Consider the following 26,591-nt stretch of genomic DNA (forward strand, 5'->3'; position numbering starts at 1 on the left):
GTTGACACGTCACCCACGCGGCCCCGGCGTCGCGCAGCGTGGCAATCCGTGGGCCACTGTCGAGCTCAGAGCGTGGGCAGCTCGTCGAGGATCCGCTCGCGCAGGAAGGTGTCGATCGAGCGGCGCTGTTGCGCGTCGGCCGCGGTCAGCGGGGCGCGCACCGCGACCGGGAATCCCGGGAGGCGGGTGGCGACGGCGGCTTTGGCGAAAGCGATGTCGCTGAGCGGGATCTCGCGCCGGAACGCGCTGTAGCGGTCGAAGATCGCTTGCGCCGCGTCGGCGCGCGGCAGGTCATCGCGGGCCACCGCGCGGGCGATCGCGACGGGCAGTTCCGCCACCGGCCCGCCCGCGCCGCTCACCACACCGTCGACGCCCAAGGCGCGCACGCGGGCACCCGCGCCGTCGTCGCCGAGATACACCGACAGCCGGGGGCGCAACGCGGTCATCGCCGCGGTCACGTCGCGATCCTTGCCGGACTCCTTCACCCCGACCAGCTGCGGGAACTCCGCCGCCAGCCGCTCGAGCACGGCCCCGCTGATCACGTTCCCCGTGTGCCGGGGAAAGTTGTACAACCACACCGGCATCGAAACCCGTTGCAGCACTTGCCGGAAGAACGCCTCGACACCCGTCGCGTCGGCGAAGTAGTACGGCGCGACCACCGCGACCGCGTCCGCGTACTCCCGCGCGTGGTCCGCGAGGGCGACCACATCCTCGACCGCCGTCGCTCCGACGTGCGCGATCACCGTCCCTGCCCACGATGCGCGGCTGCGCTCCAGCAGCGTCCGCCGCTCCCCCACGGTCAGACTCGGGAACTCCCCCGTCGTCCCGCCGACCAGCATCGAACGGACTCCCGCCGACGCGGACAATGCCAGGAAGTCCGCCAGCGCACCGTGATCCACCCGCCCGGACTCCCCGAACGGCGTTACCGACGCCACCACCGGCGAAACGATCTCCACATCCACCCCACCACATTCCCACGAACCGGCCCGCGACCGGTCCCCTTCCCCGGTGCGGCAGCCGCACCGGGGAAGACCACTCACACGGCGCGGTCCCGTGCACCCCACCGGGGCAGGCAGGAACCGAGGCGCGCCAAGGGAATTCGCGCCGACGATCCGGTCTGCGCGCGGGAGTAGGGGCGCACGCACGTGGCCTCGGGCCCGCGCCGGGTCTCCCGCATCGTGTAGATGACGGGTTGACCGGCGCTCAGCGTCCGGTAGCCGACCACGTCGATACTCGTGAAGTCGACGAACACCGCGGCGGTGCCGTCGTCCGGTGTGAGGAACCCGAAACCCTTCTCCGCGTTGAACCACGCGACGGTGCCGTGATGCCAGTGGGCCGGCGCGGCGTCGGGAACGGGGGCGGTGTCAGTAGGCGAGTGGATAGTCGTCATCGGGGAGCGGTGTGATCAGAGCCTGGTCGAGTCGGTCGGTGAGGTCGGCGGCGTCGAAGCCCGCCCGGACGCGTTCGGTCAGCGGAGGCAACGCGCCGTCGTCCCAGCCGATGTCGCGATCGGCGGCGTGGACGACCGTCTGCTGGTCGGCGTGGTCCGCGTCGTCGCGGGTGGGGATCGTGGTCATCGGCGAACCTCCTTGCCCATCGGGACGGGACGGGCACCGCTGCCGGGCCCGCCCCGCGAAGGAAGACGTGACATTGCGAATAGTGGTCCGCCGCCGGGGATGCCGCCGCGCCCGGTCGTGCCACGGACGTGGCGGTGCGCGGAGATCTGGTCGCTGTGCTCGACGGCGCCGGGTGCTGGGCGCGGTCGGCATCCCGCGACGCGAACCTGGTCGTGGACTCCGATTCGGCTATCACCTCCTGGCTCATGTCCTCATGTCCTGCTGCGCGCACGCCGCGGAGGGCCGCGCTGCGTCGCCCGGACGCGTCGTCGCGGCAGCCCCGTCAGGCGGGGCGGTTCGGGAAACCGCGGCGTGACCGCCGCCGGCCGGGCCGGGCGGGTGCGCAGTCGCGGTCGCACCGGGACCCGTCGGCTCGCGGGCAGTTCGGCGAAGATCTCCTCGATCTCCGCGACCAGCGGCGCCAGGTCCGGGTCGAGCGCCAGCAGGCGCGCGTCCAGCTCGTCCAGCGGTACCGGGATCTCGATGTCACGCATGGCGTCACTCCGAATGTCCGGTTCGGTTCCCTGCGGTTCGTGTCAGATAATCTGTGTCACCTGACACATATTTCTTATAGCACCGGATTGAAGTGATCGCAAGTGGATACCCTCAGAAAATCTGATGCCGATGAACGCGGGAGCACGATGCCACAGGACGACCACCCCGTACCCGACCCCGGCCGCGCCGTCTACGCCATCTCGGTGGCCGCCGACCTCGCCGGTATCGGCGTACAGACCCTGCGCCTGTACGAACGCCACGGACTCATCACCCCCGCGCGCAGCGACGGCGGCACCCGCCGCTACAGCGGCGACGACCTCGCCCGCCTGCGCCGGATCACCGACCTCGTCGCCCAGGGTGTCAACCTCGCGGGCATCGGCCGCATCCTCGATCTGGAGGACGCCAACGCCGAACTGCACGCCGATCTGCACCGCCTCCGCGACGACCACGGCACCGCCTGACCCGGCGCGTGGCGGGGAGGTGAACGCGCACCCACTACAATGGAACGGTTCACCGCCGCCGTGTCGGGAACTATTGACGCAGGCCCGTTCGTTGCACCAGAGGTCCGCAACTCGCGGATGTCGGTGGCAGCGCAAGACTCGAGCACACAGGGAGAGGCACACCATGGCAGATCGCGTACTCCGGGGCAGTCGGCTCGGAGCGGTGAGCTACGAGACCGATCGCGACCACGACCTGGCTCCGCGTCGGATCGCCCGCTACCGCACCGACAACGGTGAAGAGTTCGACGTGCCGTTCGCCGACGACGCGGAGATCCCCCCGACCTGGCTGTGCCGCAACGGCCAGGAGGGCACCCTCATGGAGGGCACCACCCAGGAGACCAAGAAGGTCAAGCCGCCGCGCACCCACTGGGACATGCTGCTGGAACGCCGCAGCAAGGAAGAGCTGGAGGAACTCCTCAAGGAGCGCCTCGAGCTGCTGAAGACCCGCCGCCGCGGCTGAGCACGACAGACGAAGGCCGGTTCCCGACACGGGAGCCGGCCTTCGTGCTGTTCACCCGGCACTCGATGCACCCCGGCACCGCGTGCGATAACGCACTACCGCATCAGCCCAGGCACTCCCCGCCGGTTGGGTGGTCCCGTCCCGCGCACCACCCGGCGATCCCGCCGCCGCACCGGCAGACCGTGGTCCGGCTCGCCCGCCGTCCACCGCCTGCGCATCGGCGCGGCCAGCCACACCACCAGGAACAGCACCACCGTCGACGCTCCGGCGAAGGCGGCCGCCACCGGTCCCACCACCAGATCCACCATCAAGGTGCACACCCCGCCGATCGCGACCCCGAGCAGCACCAGCCCCACCATCGCGTACCGGTGCGCGGCCCACACGAGCGTCTGCAGGCGCCTGCGGCGGAACAGCAGCCGATGCCAGGCCACCGGCGCCATCAGCACGATCGCGCCGCACACCGCGGCCGCGGCCGTCATCAGGTAGACGGCGCGCATCCCGTCCGAGAGCGCACCGAACGCGGGCTGGAAGGGCAGGATCATCAGGAATCCGGTAAGCACCTGCACGCCGGTTTGCAGCACGCGCAACTCTTGCAGCAGGTGCGCCCAGTTGCGGTCCAATCGCTGCGTCGGCGTCTCCGCGCGGGCCCGCAGGTTCCACGCGTCGTGCGCGGCGGGCGCGGACTCGCGGCGTTTCTCGCGCGGCCCCTCACCGCTGAGAGGTGCGTGCGGTGTGGACATGGGTGGTTCCTCTGGCAAATCATTCGGCGCCCCGGCCTGACTACGCCCTACCCGCCTTCGCCGCCCCGAATCGGCCGGGCCGACGAAAAGAGGCCGGTCCCGAATCGGAACCGGCCTCTTGCGAAGGGGCTCAGTGGCTGGCGACCTTGCGGTACTGCCACAGCGCGATCGGGATCGCGACCGCCAGGATCGCCACCGAGCACAGGATCGCGTACTCCACGCAGTGCTCGGCGGGCCAGCCCGTCGGCACGCCGAACGAGGGCGGCGCGCCGTTCTCGAACAGCTTGCGCCCCGACGCCGCGACGGCGGTGATCGGGTTCCACTCCGCGATGGTCCGCAGCGGCTGCGGCAGGGTCTGGGCGGAGATGAAAGCCGAGGAGATGAAGCTCAGCGGGAACAGCCAGATCAGGCCCGCGCTCTGCGCCACCTCCACCGACGGCGACATCAGGCCGGTCACCGCGCCCACCCACGACATGGCGAACGCGAACAGCAGGATGATGCCGAACGCCAGCGCCGCGTCCCAGATGCCGCCGTTGATCCGCCAGCCGACGAGGTAACCGCAGCCCACCATCACCGCGACCGCGACGATGTTCACCACCAGGTCCGACAGCGTGCGCCCCATCAGCACCGCCAGCCGCGACATCGGCAGCGTGCGCATCCGGTCGATCATGCCCCGGTGCAGGTCGCCCGCCAGGCCCACCGTGGTGAAGGCCGCGTTGAACGCCACGGTCTGCGCGAAGATGCCCGCCAGCAGGAATTCCCGGTACTGGCCGCCGCCCACGGTGGGGCCGAAGATGTAGGCGAACAGGAACACGAACATCAGGGGCTGGATGGTGGCAGTCACCAGCAGCGTCGGCACCCGCAGGATGGTCAGCAGGTTCCGGTGCGCCACGATCGCGCTGTCCCGGAAGACCCGCAGTTTGGGGGACGTGAAGTCCTGGGCGGGACGGGGTTTCGCCGGCGGCGGGGTGTTCTCGCCCGCGGCGTCGTCGCGCTCCACGGTGGCTGCGCTGGTCACCGAACCACCCGGCCCGCGGTCGTCGTCTCGCGTCGCTGGCTCACGACATGATCTCCTCTGGTACGTCGTCGGTTTCCGGCTCGGTGCTCGATTCGGCGGCCGGGGTGCCGGTGATGGACAGGAACACGTCGTCGAGGGAGGGCCGGTGCACGTGCGCGTCGACCACGCACACGCCGGCGTCGTCGAGCCTGCGCAACGCCTCGACCATCGTGCGCGAACCGTCGCCGACCACCACCGACACCTCGTCGGTGCCGGACTCGTGACTCGGCTCCCCGATCCCCACCTGCGCCAGGACCGTCAGCGCGGGCCGGGGTTCCTGCCCCGCCGCGAGCGTGACGGTGAGCCGGTCGCCGCCGATGGAGGTCTTCAGCTCGTCGGCCGAGCCGCGCGCGATGACCTTGCCCTTGTCGATGACGGTGATCCGATCGGCGAGCAGATCGGCTTCCTCCAGGTACTGCGTGGTGAGCAGCACGGTGGTGCCGTCGTCGACGAGATCGCCGATCACCCGCCACATGTCGTTGCGCCCGCGCGGGTCCAGACCCGTCGTCGGCTCGTCCAGCACCACCACCGCGGGCCGCGCGACCAGCGCGCCCGCGAGGTCGAGCCGGCGCGCCATGCCACCGGAGTAGGCGCCCGCACGGCGGTGCGCGGCGTAGTCGAGGCCGAACGCGCCGAGCAGTTCGGCGGCGCGGTGGGTGGCCTGGCGCGGTGACATCCCGTAGAGCCGGGCGACCATGCGCAGGTTCTCGTAGCCCGAGAGGTTCGCGTCGACCGCCGCGTACTGCCCCGACAGGCCGATGCGCCGGCGCGCCCCGGCCGGGTCGCGCAGCACGTCGACGCCCGCGACGCGCACCGAGCCGGCGCAGGGCCGCAGCAGGGTGGTGACGATGCGGACGGTGGTGGTCTTGCCCGCGCCGTTGGGCCCGAGCAGTCCCAGCACCGTGCCCGCGGGGATGTCCAGGTCGATCCCGTCCAGCACCCGGGCCTTCCCGTAGTTCTTGACCAGGCCGCGCACCTCGACGGCGAGTGTCATGAGCGCGTCTCACTCATCGGCTGATCTCCTTCGTGGTCGTTCGGGCCGCCGTCGAGATGCCGGTGCAGCACCGGGCCGATCACGGCGAGCGCGTCGGGTGCGGTCATGGCCGAATGGCGGCAGGACAGGGGATGGTCGTGCACGGTGCCGGTGACGAACGGCTCCCAGGCCGCCGCGCACCGCTGCGGATCCGCGCGGTTGGTCTCGTCGTCGGCGGCGGTGAAGAACACGACGTCGCCGTCGAAGGCGCGCGGACGGAATCCGTGCGCGAGGATCGTGCCGTTGGCGTATCCGGTGTAGAGGCGTTCGAGGTGCTCGAGGGTGAGCGCCGCGAACGGTCCCTGCTGGGCGCGCAACACCTCGGCGGCGTCGCTCAGGGTGGTGACGGTGGCCGGGTCGATGCCGTCGCCGCCGAATTCGGCGACGATCTCCGCGACGCCGGGCACGGCGTCGTCGAGCCAGCGGTCGCCGAGCTGGTAGCTGTCCATCATGGCCAGCAGGGCCACCTCGTCGCCCGCGTCCCGCAACTGCACCGCGATCTCGTGCGCGATGAGACCGCCCAGCGACCAGCCGAGCAGATGGTACGGACCGGTCGGCTGCACCGACTTCATATGCGCCACATACTGTTTCGCGGCCTCGGTGATCGAGTCGAACTGCTCGTCACCCGCCACGTGCGGCGCCTGCAACCCGTACACCGGACGGTCCGGCGCCAGGTGCGCGAGCAGCCCCGAGTAGCACCAGGACAGTCCGATCGCCGGGTGCACGCAGAACAGCGGCGCCTTGCCGCCCGCGCGCAGCGGGCGGATCGGCAGCACCGGCGCCAGCGTGGCAGCCAGCGCCGCATCGGCACCGCCCGCGGCCGTGAGCCGGGCCGCGATGGCGGCGGGGGTGGCGTCACCGAACATCAGCTGCACCGGCAGGTCGATGCCCTCGGCCCGCACCTGCGCGACGACCTTCGTGGCCAGCAGCGAGTTGCCGCCGAGTTCGAAGAACGCGTCGTCCGCGCCGACCCGCTCGACTCCCAGCACGGTCTCGAAGGCCGCGCACAGCACCGCTTCCACGGGGGTGGCCGGGGCGCGGTAGCCGACGGCGGCGGTGAACACCGGCTCCGGCAGGGCCTTGCGGTCGAGCTTGCCGACGGGGCTGAGCGGCACCTCGTCGATGAGCATGATCGACTGCGGCACCATGTAATTCGGCACCAGGCCGCCGACGTGCTCGGTGAGTTCGCCGGCCGTGACCGCCGCGCGCGGCACCACGTAGGACACCAGCGCCGTTGTGCCCGCCTGGGTGCGGTGCCCGATGGTGTGCGCCCATTCGACCGCGGGATGCCGGTGCAGCGCGGCGTCGATCTCGCCGAGTTCGATGCGGAAGCCGCGGATTTTGACCTGGTGGTCGGTGCGGCCCATGTACTCGATCTCGTGCCTGCCCGCGGGCGCGCCCGGCCACCAGCGCACCAGGTCGCCGGTGCGGTACATCCGCTCCCCCGGCTTGCCATAGGGATTGGCGACGAACCGCTGCGCGGTGAGTCCCGGCCGGTTGTGGTAGCCGCGCGCCAGCGCGCTGCCCGCGAGGAACAGCTCGCCGGTGACGCCGACCGGCGCGGGATGCAGGCGGGCGTCCAGGACGGTGGTCGCGACGCCGCGGATCGGCCCGCCGATGAGGATCGGCGCGCCCACCCGCATGGGCTCGGAGATGACGGTGACGATGGTGGTCTCCGTCGGCCCGTACACGTTGTAGAGGTTGCGGCCCGGCGCCCAGCGGTTCACCAGATCGGCGGGCAGCGCCTCACCGCCCACCAGCACGTGCTGGAGTTCGGTGACGCCGGCCGGGTCGACCGTGCCCAGCGCCGAGGTGGTGATGAACGCGTGCGTGATGCGTTCGGCGACGAACACCTCGGCCAGATCCGCGCCACCGACCACGCCGGGCGGCGTGATGACCAGCGTGGCCGCCCCGCCGAGCGCGAACAGCAGATCCAGCATGGCGGCGTCGAAGCTCGGCGTCGCGAAGTGCAGGATGCGGCTGCCCGGGTGCACGCCGAAGCGCTGCGCGGTCTCGGCGGCGAAGTTGGACAGGCCGCCGTGGGTGACGACCACGCCCTTCGGGGTGCCGGTGGAGCCGGAGGTGTAGATGACGTAGGCGGGATTGTCCAGCCGCAGCGGACGCACCCGCTGCGCGTCGGTGACGGCTGCGTCGCCGGTGGCCAGCACGGTGGCGCGGAACTCCGGGTCGTCCAGCACGATCCACTCGACGTCGCCGGGCAGCTCGTCGCGGTACTCGGCGAGCGTGATGCCCAGTGCCGCACCGGAATCGGAGAGCATGTGGCTGATGCGCCCGGCCGGGTAGAGCGGGTCGACCGGGACGAACGCCGCCCCCGCCTTGGCCACCGCCAGCACCGAGGCCACGGATTCGACCGACCGCGGAATGCCCAGCGCCACCAGGGTTTCCGGACCGACGCCGCGCCCGATTAGCACGCGCGCCAGGCGGTTGGTCCACCGGTCGAGCGCGTCGTAGCTCACCTGCGTCTGGTCGGCGCGGATCGCGACGGCGGCGCGGTCGACGGCGGCGGCCGCCTCGAACACCTCGGGGAAGGTGACCGGACGGTCGGCGGTCGCGCCCCGCACCGGGGTGAGCCCGCTCCATTCCTCGGCGTCGAGCAGGTCCAGATCACCCACGGCCGCAGCGGGATTCGCCGCGATAGCGCCGAGCAGGCGCACCAGGCGCTTGCCGAGCGCGTGCGCGGTGTCCGCGTCGAACAGGTCGGCCGCGTAGTTCACCGCGAGCGTGATGCCGTCCGGTTCGCGGTCCGCGGTGAGCCCTTCGGTGAGGGTGAATTGCAGGTCGAACTTGGCGATCCCGGCGTCGGTCTCGACGCTCTCGATCCGCAGTCCGGGCAGGGTCAGTTCGGTGACCGGGCGGTTGCGCACCGAGAGCATCACCTGGAACAGCGGGTGGTGCGCCTGCGAGCGGTGCGGGTTGAGCACCTCGACCAGCCGCTCGAACGGCAGGTCGGCGTGCGCGAAGGCGTCCAGGTCGGTGTCGCGGACGGTGTCGAGCAGGTCGGTGAACCGCGCCGATCCGTCGACGGGGGTGCGCAGCACCAGCGTGTTCACGAACATGCCGACCATGCGGTCCAGCGCGGGGTGCCCGCGCCCGGCGATGGGGGTGCCGACGGCGATGTCGTCGGTGGCGCCCATCCGGTGCAGCAGCACGGCGAGCGCGGCGTGCAGCAGCATGAACATGCTGACATTGCGGCTCGCCGCGACGACCTGCAACTCCCGGTGCGTGGCCGGGTCGACCGTGCACGCCACCTCGCCGCCGCGGTAGGACGGCACGGGCGGGCGCGGCCGGTCGGCCGGCACGGTGCTCAGTTCCGGCACGCCGTGCAGGGTGCGCCGCCAGTAGTCGAGCTGCTTGCTCAGCACCGACTCCGGATCGTCCTCGGCGCCGAGCGTATCCCGTTGCCACAGCGTGTAATCCGCGTACTGGACGGCCAGCTCGTCCCAGCCGGGCCGCAGCCCGTCGCGCGCCGCGTTGTAGGCGACGGCCACGTCGGCGGCGAGGGGTTCCAGCGACCAGCCGTCCATCGCGATGTGGTGCACGACGAGCACCAGCACGTTCTCCTGCGACGCGCCGGGCGCGATCGCGCCGTCCGGGTCGGGACGGTCGGTCACGGTGATCAGCGCCGCGCGCAGCGGCACGCTCTCGGCCAGGTCGAATCCCGGTGCGGTGAAACGGCGGACGGCGTCGTCCACCTCGCCGGGCGTGACGGTCGCGACGAACAGGGTGATGGCCGCCGCGGCCGGGTCCAGCACCAGCTGGGCGGGTTCGCCGTCCAGCTCGGGGAATACGGTGCGCAGCGTTTCGTGCCGCTCCTGCACCGCGTGCAGCGCGTGCACGAGCGCCTGCACGTCGAGGTCGCCGCGCAAGCGCAGCACGACCGGGACGTTGTAGGCGCCCGCGCTGAGCTCGGCGCCGGTCTCGTTGAACCGGTTGAGGAACCACAGCCGGTGCTGCGCCGCGGAGAGCGGGACGCGGTCCGGCCGTTCCTGGCGCACCGGCCCGTTCTCGGCCTCCCCCGCGACGCCCGCGTCGAGCAGCGCGGCCAGTTCGGCGACGGTGGGCGCGGTGAACACGGTGCGCACCTCCAGGCGCGCGGCGCCCGCCGCGGCCAGCCGCGCCACCAATTGCGTGGCCAGCAGCGAGTTTCCGCCGATATCGAAGAAACTGTCGGTGGCGCTGACGGATTCGGCACCGACCAGCTCGGCCATTACCGCGGCCACCAGTCGCTCGGAGTCGGTGGCGGGTTCGCGGCGGACCGGGCCGGCGGCGAGTTCCGGTTCCGGCAGCGCGGCGGTGTCGAGCTTGCCGACCGGCGTGAGCGGAATCCGTTCCAGCACGGTGATACTCGCGGGCACCATGTGCGCGGGCAGCGCCTCGGCCGCGTGCGCGCGCACCGCGTCCACGTCGACACCGGCAGACGGATCGGCCGGCTGGACGTAGGCGACGATGCGATCGGTGCCCGCGACCGGACGCACCTGGGTGAAGGCGAACCGCACGTCCGGGTGCGCGCCGAGCGCGGCCGTGATCTCGCCCAGCTCGATGCGGAAACCGCGCACCTTCACCTGGTGGTCGCTGCGGCCCAGGTACACCAGCTCGCCGTCGCCGTTCCAGCGCACCACGTCACCCGTGCGGTACATGCGCTCACCGGCGGGGCCGAACGGGTCGGCGACGAACCGCGACGCGGTGAGGCCGTAGCGCTCGAAGTACCCGCGCGACACGCCCAGACCCGCGACGTACAGATCACCCGGCACACCCATCGGGACCGGGCGCATCCGCTCGTCCAGCACCAGGGCCCGCGCGCCGCGCACCGGGGAGCCGATGGTGAGCGGACCGCCGGGTCGCAGCGGTCCCGCCATCGTGGCGACGATCGTCGTCTCCGTCGGCCCGTAGGCGTTGTACATCGCCCGGCCGGGCGCCCAGCGCGCCACCAGATCGGCGGGCAGGGCCTCGCCGCCGACCAGCAGGGCGCGCAGGTCCGGCAGCGGCCAGCGGTCGTGATCCACGGTCGCCAGCGCCCCCGGAGTCAAGAAGGCGTGGGTGACCCGCTCGCGCCGCAGGAGGGCGCCGAGTTCGTCGCCACCGTAGATGTCGGTCGGGCTGATCACCATGGTCGCGCCCGCGCCGAGCGCCAACAGCAGGTCGAGCACGGCCGCGTCGAAGCTGGGTGAGGAGAAGTGCAGCGTGCGGGAGTGCTCGTCCACCGCCACGTGATCGCGCAGTTCGGCCGCGAAGTTGGACAGGCCGCGGTGCGTGACCGCCACGCCCTTCGGCGTGCCGGTCGAGCCCGAGGTGTAGATGAGGTAGGCCAGGTCGGCGATCCGGGCCGGCTTGCGCAGTTCGGCATCCGCGATCGGCCGCTCACCCAGCGCGGCGAGTTCGCCCGCGAAGGCCGGGTCGTCCAGCAGCAGCCAGTGCGTGGCCGCGTCGGCGGCCGCCGCCCGCAGGTTCGCCGCGTGCGCGCCGACCGTCACGCCGAAGGCGCAACCGGAGTCGGTGAGCATGTGGCGCACGCGGTCGGCCGGGTAGTTCGGGTCCACCGGCACGTACGCCGCACCGGATTTCGCGACGGCCAGCACCGTGAGCACCGACTCCACCGAGCGGGTGAGCCCGAGCGCGACACGATCGCCCGCACCCAGTCCGCGCCCGATCAAGGCCCGCGCCAAGCGGTTCGAGCGCCGGTCGAGCTCGGCGTAGGTGATCGACGTCCCGTCCGCGCGCAGCGCCACGTTCTCCGGGTGCCGCCGCGCGGCCGCGACGAACAGTTCGGCCAGCGTGACCGGCGGGGCGGCGGGGCCGCCGATGGCCGGGGTCAAGTGGCGGCGTTCCAGTTCGGTGCGCGCGTCGATATCGCACACCCGCACCCGCGGGTCGGCGGTGATCGCGGCCAGCACGCGCAGGAACCGGTCGGCCAGGGTCCGCACCGTCGCCTCGTCGAAAAGCTCGGCGGCGTAGACGAATTCGTATCCACTCTGGCCCGCGCGCAGTTCCAGGTCGAACTTGGCGCGCGCGATGTCGAGCTCGTCGGCGCGCAGCGTCAGGCCGGGCAGGTCCAGCGCCGGGGGCGGGCCGTCCTGCACGGTGAGCGCCACCTGGAACACCGGGCGGTTCGCGCCGACGGTGCGGCCGAGCTCCTCCACGACCCGCTCGAACGGCACGTCGGCGTTGGCCATGGCGGCCAGTTCGCCGTCGCGGTCGGCGCGCAGCAGCGCCGCGAAGGTGGCGTCGGGGTCCACGTCGGAGCGCAGCAGCAGCGTGTTGACGAACATGCCCACCAGCTCGTCGAGCTGGGCGTCGGTGCGTCCGGCGATGGGCGTGCCGATCACGATGTCGCGCCCGCCCGTCACGGCGCGCAGCAGCACGCCGAGCGCCGAGCGCAGCACCATGAACGGGCTCGCGCCCTGTTCGCGGGCCAGCGCCGTGAGACCGCGCGCGATCGGGTCGGGCACGGTGAAGCGCACTGTCCCCGCCTCGTGGGTGGGGTCGGCCGGACGCGGCCGGTCGTAGGGCAGCGGCAGCTCGTCGGGCAGCTCCGCCAGCGTCTCACGCCAGAAGGCCAGCTGCGCGCCCGCCACGCTCTCGGGATCGCTCGCGTCGCCCAGGCATTCGCGCTGCCAGAGCCCGAAGTCCGCGTACTGCACCGGAAGTGGCGCCCACGCGGGGGCCGCGTCGCCGCACCGGGCCGCGTACGCCACGGCCAGATCGCGGGTGAGCGGGCCGAGCGACCAGCCGTCGGCGGCGATGTGGTGCAACACGATGCCGAGCTGGTGGCGACGCGGGCCGGTGCGCAGCAGCGCCACGCGCAGCGGGGTGTCGCGGGTCAGGTCGAAGCCGCCGCGGGCGAGCACGCGCAGCGCGTCGGCCGCGCCCGCCTCGTCCACGTCGACCGGCACCAGCGCGGGCACCGCCCGCGCCGCGGGCAGCACGACCTGCTGGGCGCCCGCGCCGTCCTCGGGGTACACGGTGCGCAGCACCTCGTGGCGCGCCACCACGTCGCCGAGCGCGGCGCGCAGGGCGGCCACGTCGGGATCGCCGTCGATCCGTATGACGAATGCGATGTTGTAGGCGCTCGATTCGGGTGAGAATCGATTCAGGAACCACAGTCGCTGCTGCGGCAGCGACAACGGGAGGCGACCCGGACGCGGCGTGTGCACAGCCAGCGCGATCCGCTGCGTCCGGGGCGCTTCCGCCAGCCGCTGCGCGACCCCGGCGACCGTGGGCTCCTCGAACAGCGCGCGCACCGCCAGCTCCACCCCGAACTCGGCGTGCAGCGCCGAGGCCAGCCGGGTGGCCAGCAGCGAGGTGCCGCCGAGGTCGAAGAAGCTGTCCTCGGCACCGGTCACCGGGCGGCCGAGCACCGTCCCGAAGACCGCCGCGACGCGGCGCTCGGCCTCGGTGCCCGGTTCGCGCGAGGGTCCGGCGGCCACGAATACGGGCTCCGGCAACGCTTTCCGGTCCAGCTTGCCCGCCGGGGTCACCGGCAGGGCGTCCAGCACGGTCACCGACGCGGGCACCATGTAGCCGGGCAGCCGCTGCCGGGCGGTCTCCACCACGTCGCGCGCCGTGACCGCCGCGCCCGGTTCCGCCGTGACGTAGGCGATGAGGCGGTCGTGCCCGTGCTCGTCGCGGTGGACCATGGTCAGCGCCGTGGCCACACCCGGGTGCGCTCGCAGCGCGAGGTCGATCTCGCGCAGTTCCACGCGGAAGCCGCGGATCTTGATCTGGTCGTCGGCGCGGCCGAGGAAGCGCAGGTGCCCGGCGTGGTCGGCGACCACGAGATCGCCCGTGCGGTACATCCTTTCGCCGCGGCGCCCGTGCGGGTTGGCCGGGAATCGCGCGGCCGTGAGGTCGACGCGCCCGAGGTAGCCGCGGGCCACGCCGGGTCCCGAGAGGTACAGCTCGCCGGGGGTGCCGGGCGGCACCGGGTGCAACCTGTTGTCCAGCACGAAAAGTCGCATGCCGCGCACCGGATGCCCCAGGGGCACCGGCTGTCCCGCGACCATGGGCCCGGACGCGGTGGCCGCGACCGTCGCCTCGGACGGGCCGTACATGTTGTGCATGCGGTGGCGCGCCGACCAGGTGGCCACCAGGTCCTCCGAGCACGCCTCGCCGCCGACGATGACGGCCTCGAGCTCGTCGAGCCCGTCGTCGGGCACGGTGGCCAGCGCGGCGGGCGTCACGAACGCGTGGGTGACGCGTTCGGTGCGCAGCAGGCCGGCCAGCTCCGCGCCGCCGTACATCCCGGCCGGCGCGATGACGATGGTCGCCCCCGCCGCGAACCCGAGCAGCAGCTCCAGCACCGACGCGTCGAAGCTCGGCGACGAGAAGTGCAGCGTGCGTGCGGAATCCGTGACGCCGAACAGGTGCGTCTGCTCGCTGGCCAGCGACGCGAGGCCGGCGTGGGTGACCACGACGGCCTTCGGCTTGCCGGTCGACCCCGAGGTGTAGATCAGGTACGCCGGGTGCGCGGTGCGCAGCGGGTGGTGGCGTTCGGTGTCGGCGATCGGCGCGGCCGGGCGCGCGGCGACGTCGGCCTCCAGCGCGGGCGAGCCGAGCACGACCCAGTCCACCGCCGTCTTGCTGTGCCTGCCGGGCGGGGCGGGCCACGCGGGCAGGTCGGGCAGGCAGTCGCGCACGGTGAGGCCGAGCATCGCGCCCGAATCGCCGAGCATGTGCTCGATGCGCTCGCGCGGGTAGCCGGGGTCCACGGGCACGTAGGCCGCGCCCGTCTTGGCCACGGCCCAGATCGCGGTGATCGAGTCCAGGCCGCGCGGCAGCGCGAGGGCGATCACCGATTCCGGACCGGCGCCCTGGTCGATCAGGGTGCGCGCCAGCCGGTTCGAGCGTTCGTCGAGTTCCCGGTAGGTGGTGTCGCGGCCCAGGTAGCGCACCGCGACGGCGTCGGGCAGCCGCTCGGCCGTCGCGCCGAGCAGCCGTGCCAGGGTGATCGGCGGCTCGGCGGGCGCGGCGGCCAGCGGGACGAGGTTCGCCGACTCCTTGCGGTCCAGCAGGTCGATATCGCCCACGGGCAGATCGGGCGCGGCTACGGCCGCGGCCAGCACCGCGTTGAACCGGCGGGCGAACGCCGCCACGGTGCGCCGGTCGAATACGTCGGTGGCGTAGGCGAATTCGGCGCTCAGCGGTCCATCGCCGAGGTTGTCGTGCACCTCGAGCTGGAGGTCGAACTTGGCGATATCGGCGGCCAGCGGCAGCACCTCGGCGGTGACGCCGGGCAGCGCGATGCCGAGTTCCGGGGCGCGGTCGTAGGACAGCATCACCTGGAACAGCGGGTGGCGCGCGGTGGAGCGCTCCGGATTGACCACCTCGACCAGCCGCTCGAACGGCACGTCGGCGTTGGCGAACGCGTTGAGGTCGGTCTCGCGGGCCACGTCCAGCATGCGGTCGAAGCCCGCGGCGGGGTCCACCTCGGTGCGCAGCACCAGCGTGTTGACGAACATGCCGACGAGTTCGTCCAGCGCGGGATCGGACCGGCCCGCGATCGGCGTGCCGATGGCGATATCGGTGCTCGCGCACAGCCGCGCCAGCAGCGTCGCCAGCGCCGCGTGCAGCACCATGAACATGCTGACGCCGCGGCTGGCCGCGAGTTCACCCGCCGCACGGCGGATCTCGGCCGGAATGGTGAACTCGATCCGGCCGCCCTCGGTGGAGCGGCGCAGCGGGCGGGGGCGGTCCAGCGGCAGGTCCAGCTGTTCGGGCAGCCCCGCCAGGGCCGAACGCCAGTGCGTGAGCTGGCGGCTCAGGGCGCTGGCCGGATCGTTCTCGTCGCCGAGCAGTTCGCGCTGCCACAGCGCGAAGTCGGCGTACTGCACCGGCAGCGGTTCCCACTCCGGCGCCGCGCCCCGCACGCGCGCGGTGACCGCCTGCACCAGGTCGCGGGCCAGCGGCGCGATGGACCAGCCGTCGCCGCAGATGTGGTGCAGCACCACGAGGAACACATGGCGGTCGGGCCCGGTGCGCCACAGCGCGACCCGGATCGGGGCCTGGCTGCGCAGATCGAACCCGTAGCCGGCGAATTCGGTGGCCAGCGCGGCCACGTCGGCGCCCTCGGCCTCGATCGGGTCGAGGGTCAGCGGGATCTCCGCCGCCGTGTGCACCAGCTGGTACGCGCCGTCGGGGCCCTCGGGGAACGTGGTGCGCAGGCTCTCGTGCCGGTCGATCACGTCGACCAGGCCGGCGTGCAGCGCGGCGTGGTCGAGCGGGCCCTCCAGCCGGATGGCCAGCGGCATGTTGTAGGCGGCGGCGTGTTCGGCGAACCGGTTGAGGATCCACAGCCGCTGCTGAGCCAGCGAGAGCGGCACCCGCTCCGGGCGCTCGGCGCGGGTGAGGCGCGGTGAGGCCATGTCGGGGGTGTGCGTGGCGAAGCGCTGGGTGAGCGCCGCGACCGACGCCGCCTCGAACAGGTCGCGGATGGTCAGCGCCGTGCCGAGGGCGACGTTGATGCGCGCGACCGCGCGCGCCGCGATGAGCGAGTTGCCGCCCAGGTCGAAGAAGCTGTCGTCCAGGCCGACCGCCTCCATACCCAGCACCTCGGCGAAGATCGCGGCCAGCGTGCGCTCCACCTCGGTGCGCGGTTCGGCGGTGATCGCCGTCGACGCCGAGGGCAGCGCGGGTACGGGCAGCGCCTTGCGGTCGATCTTGCCGTTGGCGCTCAACGGCAGTTCGTCCAGTTCGATCAGCGCGGCGGGCACCATGTACGCGGGCAGGGTGCGGCGCAGCGCCGCCAGCAGTGCCTGGGTGTCGAGTCCGTCGGTGCTGCCCGGCGCGGCCACCACGTAGGCGATCAGCTCGTCGCCCGCGCGGCCCCGGTGGGCCACGCAGACCGCCCGCGCGACGTGCGCGTCGTCGAGCAGCGCCGCCTCGATCTCGCCGAGTTCGATGCGCAGACCGCGGATCTTGACCTGGAAGTCGGTGCGGCCCAGGTACTCCAGCACGCCGCGGCCCTCGGCCGTCGGCTCCAGCTGCCAGCGCGCGAGGTCGCCCGTGCGATACATCCGCGTGCCCGGTGTGAAGGGGTTGGCGACGAACCGGTCGGCCGTGAGCACCGGCTGGCCGAGGTAGCCACGCGCGAGCTGCACACCCGCCAGGTACAGCTCGCCGACCACGCCGGGGGGCACGGGCCGCAGGTGCGCGTCGAGCACATAGGTCTGGGTGTTCCAGACCGGGGAGCCGATCGGCACGCTCTCCGGATCGTCGGGGCACGGCCAGTAGGTCACGTCCACCGCGGCCTCGGTGGGCCCGTAGAGGTTGTGCAGCCGGGGGCCGGGCAGCGCGGCGTGGAAGTCGCGCACGGTGGCGGCGGGCAGCGCCTCACCGGAGCAGAACACCCGGCGCAGGCTCAGGCACGCGCGCACATCGGTGTCGGTGACGAACACCGACAGCATCGAAGGCACGAAATGCGCGGTGGTGACGCCCTTCTCGGCGATGACGCGCGCGAGATACGCGGGATCGCGGTGCCCGTCGGGCTCGGCGACGACCAGGCGCGCGCCGATCTGCAAGGGCCAGAAGAACTCCCACACCGACACGTCGAAGGTGGCGGGGGTCTTCTGGAGCACCGCGTCGGTGTGGTCGAGCGGGTACTCGTGCTGCATCCAGCGCAGCCGGTTGACGATGGCGCCGTGGCTCACGCCGACGCCCTTGGGCTTGCCGGTGGAGCCGGAGGTGAAGATCACGTATGCCAGATGGTCCGGGCGCAATGGAACGCGCCGGTCGTCATCGGTGACCGGCGCGCCGTCGTAGGCGGAGGTGTCGAGGGTGTCGATCGCCAGGATCGGGGCCCGCACCGGTAGCGCCAGGCCGTCGCGTTCGGCGGTGAGCAGGCACACCGGCTTCGCCTGGTCGAGGATCCCCGCCATGCGTTCGGCCGGGTGCTCCGGGTCCAGCGGCAGGTAGGCCGCGCCCGCCTTCACCACGGCGTACATGCCGACGACCAGGTCGAGGCTGCGCCGCAGGCACAGGCCGACCACGGTGTCGGGTCCGGCGCCGCGCGCGATGAGCGCGCGGGCCAGGCGGTTGGCGCGCTCGTCCAGCTCCCGGTAGGTCAGCTGGTCGTCGCCGAACTCGAGGGCGACGGCCTCGGGACTCACCCCGACGCGGTCGGCGAACATCCCGGCCAGCGTGCCGGGGCGCACCGGGGCGGCGGTGTCGTTCCAGCCGCGCAGCACCAGTTCGCGTTCGGCGTCGGTCAGCGCGCACAGCGATTCCGCGGGAGTCTGCGGATCGGCGGCCAGGAACTTGCCGAGGTAGTCCAGGAACCGGGTGTGGTGGGTGGCGACCTCGGTGTCCCCGTACAGCCGGGGGTTGGCCTCGAAGTCGACGTGGATGCGCCCGCCCTCGCCGTTGTACAGGTTGATCGACAGGTCCTCGACCGGTCCGGTGGCCAGCACGTGCAGCGAGCCGACGAGATCGCCGAAGCGCAGCTCGTCGTGGAACAGCATGATGTTGACCATCGGGCCGAAGAAGCCGCGCGCGTCGCGGGAGTAGCCGCAGTCGCGGCGGATGTCGTCGTGACGGTAACGCTGGTGGCGCAGCGCGCCGGTGATCTGGAGCTCGGCCGCGCGCACCACGTCGGCGACGGTGGTGTCGGCGTCGAACCGCACGCGGATCGGCACCACGTTGGAGAGCACGCCCGCCGAGCGGCGCAGCGCGACCGTGGTGCGCGCGGCGACCGGCAGGCTCAGCACCACGTCGGCGTCGCCGGTCACCGACCGCACGTAGCCGGCCAGCGCGGCGACGAACAGCGTGGAGCTGTGGGTGCCGAACTCGGTGGCGGCCGCGCTCATCGACGCGTCCACCCGCTCGCTCAGCGCGCCCTTGGCCAGGCGGCGGCCCGGATCGGGGGTGGCGGTGGTCAGCGGCACGTTCGACAGGCTGACCGGACCGCCCGCGCCCGCCAGCTGTTCGAGCCAGTAGTCGCGGTCGTTGCGGAACCGGCTGGATTCCCGGTAGGCGGACTCGTCGGCGTAGATCCGCTCCAGCGACGCGGCCCGCGACACCGACGGCTCGGTGTGCTGCTGCGCGGCGGTGTAGATCTCGGCGGTGCGGGTGAGCGCGTTCATCGCGCCGTAGCCGTCGATCACGATGTGGTGCGCCCTGGCGTACCAGATGTAGTCGGAGTCGCCGGTGCGCAGCACCACGTTGATGGTGAGCGGGTCCCGTTCCAGATCGATCGGCGAGCTGGCGTGCTCGGTCATCCAGCGCAGCGCCGCGGCGTGCGGATCGGGTTCGTCGCGCAGGTCCACGCGGCCCCAGCCGGGGCGGCGCGACCAGTCGACCAGCTGGTGCGGGACGCCGTCGATCTCCTCGAGGCGGACGTGGCCCACCTCGGTCTCGGCGCCGAATCGCTCGATCGCGTAGAGCAGGCACCCCACGTCCAGATCCCCGTGGATCTCGACGTATTGGGCGATCGTCAACGGTACGTCCGGCCGGATCCGCTGGGCATACCACAGGGCCGTCTGCGCAGGCGAGAGAGCGAAAGGTTGTACCGAGAGATCACCCGAAGTGCATTGGTCGACACGATCGGTGGCCAATGAACTCATTCATCACTCCGTTCTGCCGCTACTGACGCAACTCCCCGAGCCCGACTACGGCTCGAGAGCGCGCACGAGCCGTAGGACGTGAGATCCACGCCCTATGATTCGGAGCACGCCGGAACACGGATGGCCGACGTTTTGGATTTGTTTCCGGCGAACGGCGTTGGCAGAACGTTGTTTTCAACAGCTACATTTCGGCAAACTTCGGCCGAGCGGCGCGGGACCCGGGGACAACCCCGAGGTCCGGGCGCGAAAAACGCGTGCGGGTACGACGCCGGTGCGGAGGACTCAGCGAATAGCGCGCAACATCACGGCCGCGCAACGGCGGCCTCATCCACACCGGAAAATACCGGCTGTTCTGTTGTGGAGAAGTGCGGTGACCAGATCAGCCGGCCGAGTCGCTCACCGGAAGGACCTGGTCGGTCGCGTGTCCAGACCGCGACCCCCGCCGTCGGAAGAGCGCGACGACAACGGCGGCAGCGGTCAGGATAACCGAGAACAGCTCGAATGTGCCGCCGATTCGGGTTGCCGGTGTGGTGCTGGTGCGCAACGGTAGTTCCGCGACCAGCGCCGCGGGCACGAACAACTCGCTCTGCTGGGCCACCGCGCCGTCAGCGGTGATGATGGCGCTCACGCCCGAGGTGGCCGCCACCACGAGGGCCCGGCCGTGCTCCACGGCCCGCACCCGCGACATGGCCATCTGCTGGTAGGTCATCTCGCTGTCGCCGAACGTGGCGTTGTTCGTGGGCACGGTCAGCAACTGCGCGCCCGCCTCCATGGAGTCGCGGAAGGCCCGGTCGAAGGCCACCTCGTAGCAGGTGGCCACGCCGATCTCCACGCCCGCCGCGCGCACCGTGCCGTCGCCGTCGCCGGGCACGAAATAGCCTGCGCGGTCGGCGTATTCGGAGAACAGACGGAAGAACGAGCGCATCGGCAGGTACTCGCCGAAAGGCTGGATGATCTTCTTGTCGTGGCGCTCCCCCGGCCCGTCCGCGCCGTTCCACACCATGACGGAATTGGTGGTGGTGCGGTCACCGTTCACCAGCACCGCGCCGACCAGGATGGGGGCGCCGACGGCCTCGGACGCGCCCGTGATGAGCGCGGCCGCGTCGGCGTTGCGGAGGGGGTCGATATCGGAGGAGTTCTCCGGCCAGATCACCACGTCGGGCTGGGGAGCACGTCCGGCGGCCACGTCCTCGGCGAGCTGCTCGGTGCGGCGGACGTGGTTGTCCAGCACGGCGCGGCGCTGGGCGTTGAAGTCCAGGCCGAGCCGCGGCACGCTGCCCTGGATGGCCGCGACGGTGAGGGTGGAGTCGCCGTCCATCGGTCCGGGCAGGGTCGGTCGCAGTGCGAGCCCGAGGAGGGGAACCAGGACGAAAGTGACTGCCGCCGCGGCGATTCCGACACGCCGCCGTCCACTCGCGGTGGGGTCCTTCTCGGATTCCGTTGCGTCGGGATCGGTGTCGAACCGCACGACGGGTGCCAGTACCGTGCGCACCCGCGACGGCACGGGCAGCCGTTCGATCAGGGCGGCCAGCGCGGTGCCCGTGAGCGCGACCGCGAAGGCGATCAGCGGCGCGCCGCCGTACGCGGCCAGCGGCAGATACCAGCCGTCGGCCTGGCCGAAAGCGACGCGGCCCCAAGGGAAGCCGTCGAACGGGAAGCTGGAGCGCCCCCACTCGGCCGTGCCCCAGGCCAGTGCCACCCACAGCGGCCACAGCGGCAGCGCCGACACCAGACGGGCGAGCACGCCGAACAGCCCGATGTACACCGCGCACGCCGTCGACAGCGCGAGCCACGGCACCGGGCCGACGTAGATCCCCGTCCACGGCAGCAGCGGGAGGAAGAAGCCCAGCCCCGCGAGCATTCCGTAGCCGAACGCCCCCCGCCCGCGCTCCGCGCGCCGGACCGCGAGGGTGAGCAGCGCGAGGCCGATCGGGGCCAGGAACCAGTAGGGGCGGGGCGGGAAGCTGCCGAACAGGAGCAGGCCCGACAGGACGGCGGTCAGGGCGCGCCACAGCACGCCGGTGCGGTCTCGCGTCACGGTCACGCCTCGAAGATCGTGACGCCGTCGCGCACGGTGCGCAGGCAGCGCGGCAGCGCGGAATCCGGTGCCAGCGAAGGCAATCCCGGCACCCGTGAGCGCGGATCGGTGGACCAGCGCTGCACCGAATCCGACGCCGCGGCCACCACCAGCTCACCGGCGTCCCACACCGCGTAGGACGCGGGCGCGCCCGGCACCAGAGTGCCCGCGACGCCGTCGCGCACGCCGCCCGCGCGCCACGCGCCCCGGGTGGCGGCGGCGAACGCGGCACGCGGCGAGATGCCGTGGCCCGGCGTCCGGTGCTCGGTGGCGGCGCGGATCGCGGCCCACGGGTCGAGGGCGGTGACCGGCGCGTCGGAGCCGATGGCCAGCGACACACCCGCCGCCGCCATGGCCGCGAACGGATTGAGCGCCGCGGCGCGCTCGGCGCCGAGCCGACTCGCGTACATGCCGTCGGGGCCGCCCCACGCGGCGTCGAAAACCGGTTGCACACTGGCGATCACGCCGAGCGCGGCCAGTTCGGCGATCTGCCCGGCGTCGAGCATCTCGGCGTGTTCGACCCGGTGCCCGAGCGCCGCGACGGCGGGCGCGCCGAGCGCGTCGGCGGCGCGGCGCAGGCCGGTGGTGACCGCGTCCAGAGCGGCGTCGCCGATGGCATGGAAGCCGGACTGGATGCCCGCCTCGGTGCAGGCGCGCACGTGCTCGGCGATCGCGGCGGCGTCCAGGAAAGAGGTTCCGGTCCCGGGCGTGTCGGCGTAGGGCCGGCGCAGCCAGGCGGTGTGCGACCCGAACGATCCGTCGACGAACAGGTCGCCGCCGAGGCCGTGCACGCCGAGGTCGGTGAGCAGCGCCTTCGCCTCTTCGGCGGTGCGCACCGCCTCGCCCCAGTAGGCGCGCACGCGCACGCCGTGTTCGAAGGCGAGCAGCTCGCGCACGTCGTCGCGCCCGGCGATGTCGGGGCCGGAGCATTCGTGCACGGCGACCACGCCGTGCGCGGCGGCGTGGTCCAGCGCGGCGCGGCGGGCGTCGTCACGGCGGGCGCGGTCGAGCGCGCCGAGCGCGGCCCGGCGCACCAGATGGTGGGCCTGCTCGCGCAGCGGCTCGCCCGCGCGATAGCCCGCGGCGGCGGTGACGCCGGGAACGGAGTCCAGCAGCGCGGTCGAGGCCACGGCCGAATGCGCGTCGATCCGTGCCAGGTATACCCGCCTGCCGGGACCCGCGGCCGCGTCGATCTCCTCGGGGGTCGGCGGGCGGCCTTCCGGCCAGCGGGTCTCCTCCCAGCCGTCGCCGAGGATCACGCCGTCGGGGTGCGCCGACGCGTGGGCGCGCACCGCGTCCAGCAGTTCGGCGACCGAGCGGGTGGCCGAGAGGTCGAGGCCGGTGAGCTGCAATCCGAGCGCCGTGACGTGCACGTGCGGTTCCACGAACGCCGGCGCGACGAACGCGCCGTCGAGATCGATGACCTCCGCGTCCGGATGCAGGGCGCGGCCGGGGCGCTCAGCCCCCAGCCACACCACGGTGCCGTCGCTGACCGCCATGGCCGTCGCGTCGGGGGAACTGGAACTGTAGAAACGACCGCCGATCAGCAACTGGGTACCCACGGGTCACCAGTCTGCCGTATGCCGTCTCCGGCGGGTCACCGCGCCGGTGCGTCCCAGGCCGGGCCCACCGCGCGACGGCCGGTGCCGCGACCGTCGTCGTACCACTCGGTGACCACGACGCCGTCCACCACGTCGTCGCCGTCGATGATCACGCCGCTGTAGCGCGACTCGGCCGCGGTGACGAACTTGCCGACGCGGCGCGCGGCCAGCGCCGTCACCAGCGGGCGCAGCAGCGCGCGGGTGGGCGGCAGCAGCAGGAGCAGTCCCGCGACCGAGGTGACCAGGCCGGGCACGAACATCAGGCCGGCGCCCAGGCCCACCAGCGCGCCGTCGGCGACGGCGGTGCCGGGCGGGATCTCGCCGCGCTGCGCGCGCCGGAACTGCCGCGCGACGCGCCGCCACTGCGAGCCGAGCAGCAGCATGCCCGCCGCGGATCCGGCGATGACCAGCAGGATGGTGGGGAACACGCCGATCAGCTGGCCCACCGCGATCAGCGCGGCGACCTCGACGGCGACGTAGAGCACGAACAACAGGGCGGGCATGGCGTTCCTTCCGGGACGATCTACCCCTACCAACGCGCGAGCCCGCCGTTTTTCTCCCGATCGCGCCTGATAGGTCGCTGAGATGCGCGCCCTCCCCGCCCTCGACCCGTGCACAACCGAGTGGGAGCGCCCTCAGCCCGCGCACAAACGGAGCGGACGCGCAAGTGCCCTCAGCCGCCCGGCCGCACCAACCCGGTCTCGTAGGCGAGCACCACCGCCTGCACGCGGTCGCGCAAGCCCAACTTGGTGAGCACGCGGCCGACATGGGTCTTCACGGTGGCCTCGGAGAGGAACAGCTGCTCGGCGATCTCCGCGTTGGACCGCCCGGCCGCGATCTGCTCGAGCACTTCGCGTTCGCGGGCGGTGAGCACGTCGAGCACGGCGGGATCGCGCATCCCGCCCGGATCGTCGGCGATGAGCCGGTCCAGCAGCCGTTTGGTCACCTTGGGCGACACCACCGCGTCGCCCGCCGCGACGCTGCGGATGGCCGAGATCAGATCCTCGGGCGGGGTGTCCTTGAGCAGGAACCCGCTCGCCCCGGCGCGCAGCGCGCCCAGCGCGTGCTCGTCCAGGTCGAAGGTGGTCATGACCAGGACGCGGCAGCCGTCGCCGGACTCCACGATGCGCCCGGTCGCGGTGACGCCGTCCACCACCGGCATCCGCACGTCCATGAGCACCACGTCGGGCCGCAACTCCTTGGCCCGGGTCACCGCGGCGGCGCCGTTCTCGGCCTCCCCCACCACCTCGATGTCGGGGTGGGCGCCGAGGACCATCTTCAGGCCCATGCGCATCAATTCCTGGTCGTCCACGACGAGAACGGTGATCGGCACGCGTCCAATCTAGCCGCCCGCGCGATCCCGGCCGCCGACCATTACGCTCCTGAAGTTCCGAGCAGTTTCGTTCCGAACAACCAACTCTCGCGAGCGGGGTTATGTACGAACAGATTCGGCGTCTCGAGATCGCGATGATCCGCAGGCGCACCTGGACCGGTGGGCAGCACCGCTCCGTGCTCGAGCACCCGGACCTCCGGGAGCCCGCGCGACGACTCGTCTGGCTCGGTTTCGACGACCGGGCCGAGCAGGGCGTGTCCTTCCGCATCGCCGACGACGGCAGGCCGACCGACAGCGCGGGCCGTCTCGTCGACATCGACGCACCGCACATCGCGGTGGCGCACCCGTTGCAGCTGGCCGCCGAGCTACCGTGCTGGCTCGCCGAGTTCTCCGATCACGCACTGTGCCAACCGTTTCCGCAGTTGTCCCGGGAGGTGCACGTGCTCACCGAGCGGGAGCGCGCGTCCACCTCGCTGGACCGGTTCGCGAATCACATGGTGCCCACCGCGTCGCTGCTGCGGCTGCGCGAATTCGGTTGGCGGCTGGGCGGTTCCGTGGACGGCGTGCACGATCACCTGTTTCGCCCGGTGGGCGGCGGCCTGCAGGTGCTGCTGCAACTCGACGACGGCATCGCGGCCGGCGAGCCGATCGAGGAGGGCGAACACGTCATCGAGGCGGTGGAATTGGGCTCCGCGCCGCCGTCGCCGTGGTGGCGGCGCTGCGGCGACACCGCGTTCGGCGTGCTCGACCCGATCGACGCGAGCGAGGTCCTGCGCGAACTGGCGACCGTATTCGACTGAGCCGGAACTACTCTCGCGCGCCCTGGTCGAGCGGGATGGTGGCCAGCACCCGCCATGCGCCGTCGGCGGTGCGGCCCGCGTGCAGGGTGCCGCCCAGCACCGCGGTGCGCTCGCGCATGCCCAGCAGCCCGAGCCCGCTGCCCTTGATCGGGTTCAACTCGGGCCCGTGCACGGGGACGCCGCCGGAGTCGATGACCTCCACCAGCACGTCGTCGTCGCGGCGCTGCACCCGCACCCACGCCTTCGGGTGGGCGCCCGCGTGGCGCAGCGTGTTGGTCAGCGCCTCCTGCACGATCCGGTGCACGCCCAGGCTCACCTCGGGCGCGATGTCGTCGATGTCGCCGGTGAGCTCGAGTTCCACGGCCAGACCGGTGCCGCGCATCATGTCCACCACGCGCGCGATGCCCGCCGTGCCGTGCTGGGGCAACTGGTCGGGGGCGTGTTCGGTGCGCAGCAGCGCCACCGTGCGGCGCAGTTCGCGCAGGGCGTCGCGGCCGGTGCTGGCGATCGTCGCGAGGGCCTGTTCGGCGATGTCGGGGTCGCGGCGCAGCGCGTACTTCGCGCCGTCGGCCTGCACGATGATCACGCTCACCGCGTGCGCGACCACGTCGTGCAGTTCGCGGGCGATGCGGGTGCGCTCCTGGGCGACGGCCTCGTGAGTGCGCCGCTCGCGGTCGTAGTCGGCCACCGCGAGCCGGGCCGCCACCTCCGCGTCGTAGGCGTGGCGCGCGCCGTTGAACTCGGCCAGCGTCCAGCACAGCGCGTAGATCAGGCCGACCAGCATCGGTGTCGACCAGCTCCACAACTCCGGTACCAGCCACATCGCCAGCGCGGCGTCCACCCCGAGGCCGATCAGCAGCAACGCGGCCTCGCGCCGCCCCACATACGCCACGAGGGTGTAGAGCATGATCCCCAGCGCGATCAGCGCCGGGTGCATCGCGGAGTCGTCGAGCACGTACCCGAGCAGCGTCACCAGCATGCTCATGCCGAGCAGGGTCGCCGCCATCGCCCGCGGGAACAGGCGGCGCATTGCGACCGGCAGCGGCAGCAGGCCGGCGACCACCAGGTAGACGACCTTGTGGTTGCTCTCCCCGATCCCGGTCAGGTCGAGCATCAGCAACCCGAACGCCAGGATCGAATCCGCGACGACGGGCTTTCCGCGAAGCCACAGGCTGAAACGGCGCACCGCACCAGGTTAGGGGGTGCGGCCGGCCGCGCCGCAGGCACGCGCGGGTACGGCGCCGCGCGCTCACCCACCCGCGGGCTCGCCGACGCGAGCGAACCCGTCCCGGACACCGCGTATTC

General features: G+C 72.4%; 15 protein-coding genes and 1 pseudogene. 3 read left to right on the top strand and 13 right to left on the bottom strand.

Translation table 11 applies throughout. The annotated features are described in order from the left end of the window. Positions 1-65: 65 nt before the first annotated feature. The 4 genes and pseudogenes from DFR74_RS08730 to DFR74_RS08745 form a co-directional block, all read right to left on the bottom strand. A complete protein-coding gene (locus DFR74_RS08730; RefSeq protein WP_067514319.1) occupies positions 66-962 on the bottom strand; it encodes a dihydrodipicolinate synthase family protein in 897 nt (298 codons plus the stop codon). A gap of 173 nt (positions 963-1,135) precedes the next feature. Beyond that, positions 1,136-1,321: pseudogene (locus DFR74_RS37035) on the bottom strand (cold-shock protein); the annotation flags it as partial. A 43-nt stretch (positions 1,322-1,364) separates the two neighbouring features. Next, on the bottom strand, positions 1,365-1,577 hold the full coding sequence (locus tag DFR74_RS08740; protein WP_067514317.1) for a hypothetical protein: 213 nt from the start codon (positions 1,575-1,577) through the stop codon (positions 1,365-1,367). Between the two features lie 251 nt (positions 1,578-1,828). After that, positions 1,829-2,110, bottom strand: coding sequence for a hypothetical protein (locus DFR74_RS08745; protein WP_067514316.1), 282 nt, complete (start codon positions 2,108-2,110; stop codon positions 1,829-1,831). A gap of 147 nt (positions 2,111-2,257) precedes the next feature. Between DFR74_RS08745 and DFR74_RS08750 the strand changes: the two genes are divergently transcribed. Both DFR74_RS08750 and DFR74_RS08755 read left to right on the top strand, forming a co-directional pair. Further along, positions 2,258-2,572: a MerR family transcriptional regulator gene (locus DFR74_RS08750; protein WP_067514315.1), complete on the top strand. Its 315-nt coding sequence runs from the start codon at positions 2,258-2,260 to the stop codon at positions 2,570-2,572. Positions 2,573-2,735: 163 nt separating this feature from the next. Further along, a complete protein-coding gene (locus DFR74_RS08755; protein ID WP_030202367.1) occupies positions 2,736-3,071 on the top strand; it encodes an RNA polymerase-binding protein RbpA in 336 nt (111 codons plus the stop codon). A gap of 95 nt (positions 3,072-3,166) precedes the next feature. On the opposite strand, the gene DFR74_RS08760 is transcribed toward DFR74_RS08755, so the two are convergent. From DFR74_RS08760 to DFR74_RS08795, 8 genes are all read right to left on the bottom strand, one after another. Beyond that, positions 3,167-3,811, bottom strand: a complete 645-nt coding sequence (locus DFR74_RS08760; protein ID WP_228788453.1) for a DUF6328 family protein — start codon at positions 3,809-3,811, stop codon at positions 3,167-3,169. 130 nt (positions 3,812-3,941) lie between these two features. After that, positions 3,942-4,730 (bottom strand): ABC transporter permease, encoded by a 789-nt coding sequence (locus DFR74_RS08765; RefSeq protein WP_067514327.1) that lies wholly within the window; start codon positions 4,728-4,730, stop codon positions 3,942-3,944. Positions 4,731-4,869: 139 nt separating this feature from the next. Then, a complete protein-coding gene (locus DFR74_RS08770) occupies positions 4,870-5,862 on the bottom strand; it encodes an ATP-binding cassette domain-containing protein (protein WP_067514314.1) in 993 nt (330 codons plus the stop codon). Beyond that, entirely contained in the window at positions 5,859-19,475 is a 13,617-nt protein-coding gene (locus DFR74_RS08775; RefSeq protein WP_113975018.1) for a non-ribosomal peptide synthetase, read from the bottom strand. Before DFR74_RS08775 ends, DFR74_RS08770 begins: the two co-directional genes overlap by 4 nt. Positions 19,476-19,854: 379 nt before the next feature. Beyond that, a complete protein-coding gene (gene lnt, locus DFR74_RS08780) occupies positions 19,855-21,519 on the bottom strand; it encodes an apolipoprotein N-acyltransferase (RefSeq protein ID WP_411719593.1) in 1,665 nt (554 codons plus the stop codon). Further along, complete coding sequence (locus DFR74_RS08785) at positions 21,516-23,114, bottom strand: amidohydrolase (RefSeq protein WP_233444435.1); 1,599 nt, start codon at positions 23,112-23,114, stop codon at positions 21,516-21,518. Before DFR74_RS08785 ends, lnt begins: the two co-directional genes overlap by 4 nt. Before the next feature lie 35 nt (positions 23,115-23,149). Continuing rightward, a complete protein-coding gene (locus tag DFR74_RS08790) occupies positions 23,150-23,656 on the bottom strand; it encodes an FxsA family protein (protein WP_067512880.1) in 507 nt (168 codons plus the stop codon). Positions 23,657-23,826: 170 nt separating this feature from the next. After that, positions 23,827-24,486, bottom strand: coding sequence for a response regulator (locus tag DFR74_RS08795; RefSeq protein ID WP_067512878.1), 660 nt, complete (start codon positions 24,484-24,486; stop codon positions 23,827-23,829). Positions 24,487-24,587: 101 nt separating this feature from the next. Here DFR74_RS08795 and DFR74_RS08800 point away from each other — a divergent pair, with 101 nt between their 5' ends. Then, complete coding sequence (locus tag DFR74_RS08800; protein ID WP_067512876.1) at positions 24,588-25,286, top strand: DUF4132 domain-containing protein; 699 nt, start codon at positions 24,588-24,590, stop codon at positions 25,284-25,286. A gap of 7 nt (positions 25,287-25,293) precedes the next feature. Here DFR74_RS08800 and DFR74_RS08805 read toward each other — a convergent pair whose 3' ends face one another. Next, positions 25,294-26,472 (bottom strand): sensor histidine kinase, encoded by a 1,179-nt coding sequence (locus DFR74_RS08805; protein ID WP_067512874.1) that lies wholly within the window; start codon positions 26,470-26,472, stop codon positions 25,294-25,296. Positions 26,473-26,591: the final 119 nt, after the last annotated feature.

It is taken from the genome of Nocardia puris (assembly GCF_003315035.1).
In the GTDB taxonomy this organism is placed as follows: Bacteria; Actinomycetota; Actinomycetes; order Mycobacteriales; family Mycobacteriaceae; genus Nocardia; species Nocardia puris.

Bases quoted from the DNA above. Each gene is read 5' to 3' on its own strand.
- DFR74_RS08740 (WP_067514317.1), bottom strand. From the start codon at position 1,577: ATGACCACGATCCCCACCCGCGACGACGCGGACCACGCCGACCAGCAG.
- DFR74_RS08745 (WP_067514316.1), bottom strand. From the start codon at position 2,110: ATGCGTGACATCGAGATCCCGGTACCGCTGGACGAGCTGGACGCGCGC.
- DFR74_RS08750 (WP_067514315.1), top strand. From the start codon at position 2,258: ATGCCACAGGACGACCACCCCGTACCCGACCCCGGCCGCGCCGTCTAC.
- DFR74_RS08755 (WP_030202367.1), top strand. From the start codon at position 2,736: ATGGCAGATCGCGTACTCCGGGGCAGTCGGCTCGGAGCGGTGAGCTAC.
- DFR74_RS08760 (WP_228788453.1), bottom strand. From the start codon at position 3,811: ATGTCCACACCGCACGCACCTCTCAGCGGTGAGGGGCCGCGCGAGAAA.
- DFR74_RS08770 (WP_067514314.1), bottom strand. From the start codon at position 5,862: ATGACACTCGCCGTCGAGGTGCGCGGCCTGGTCAAGAACTACGGGAAG.
- DFR74_RS08775 (WP_113975018.1), bottom strand. From the start codon at position 19,475: ATGAGTTCATTGGCCACCGATCGTGTCGACCAATGCACTTCGGGTGAT.
- DFR74_RS08790 (WP_067512880.1), bottom strand. From the start codon at position 23,656: ATGCCCGCCCTGTTGTTCGTGCTCTACGTCGCCGTCGAGGTCGCCGCG.
- DFR74_RS08800 (WP_067512876.1), top strand. From the start codon at position 24,588: ATGTACGAACAGATTCGGCGTCTCGAGATCGCGATGATCCGCAGGCGC.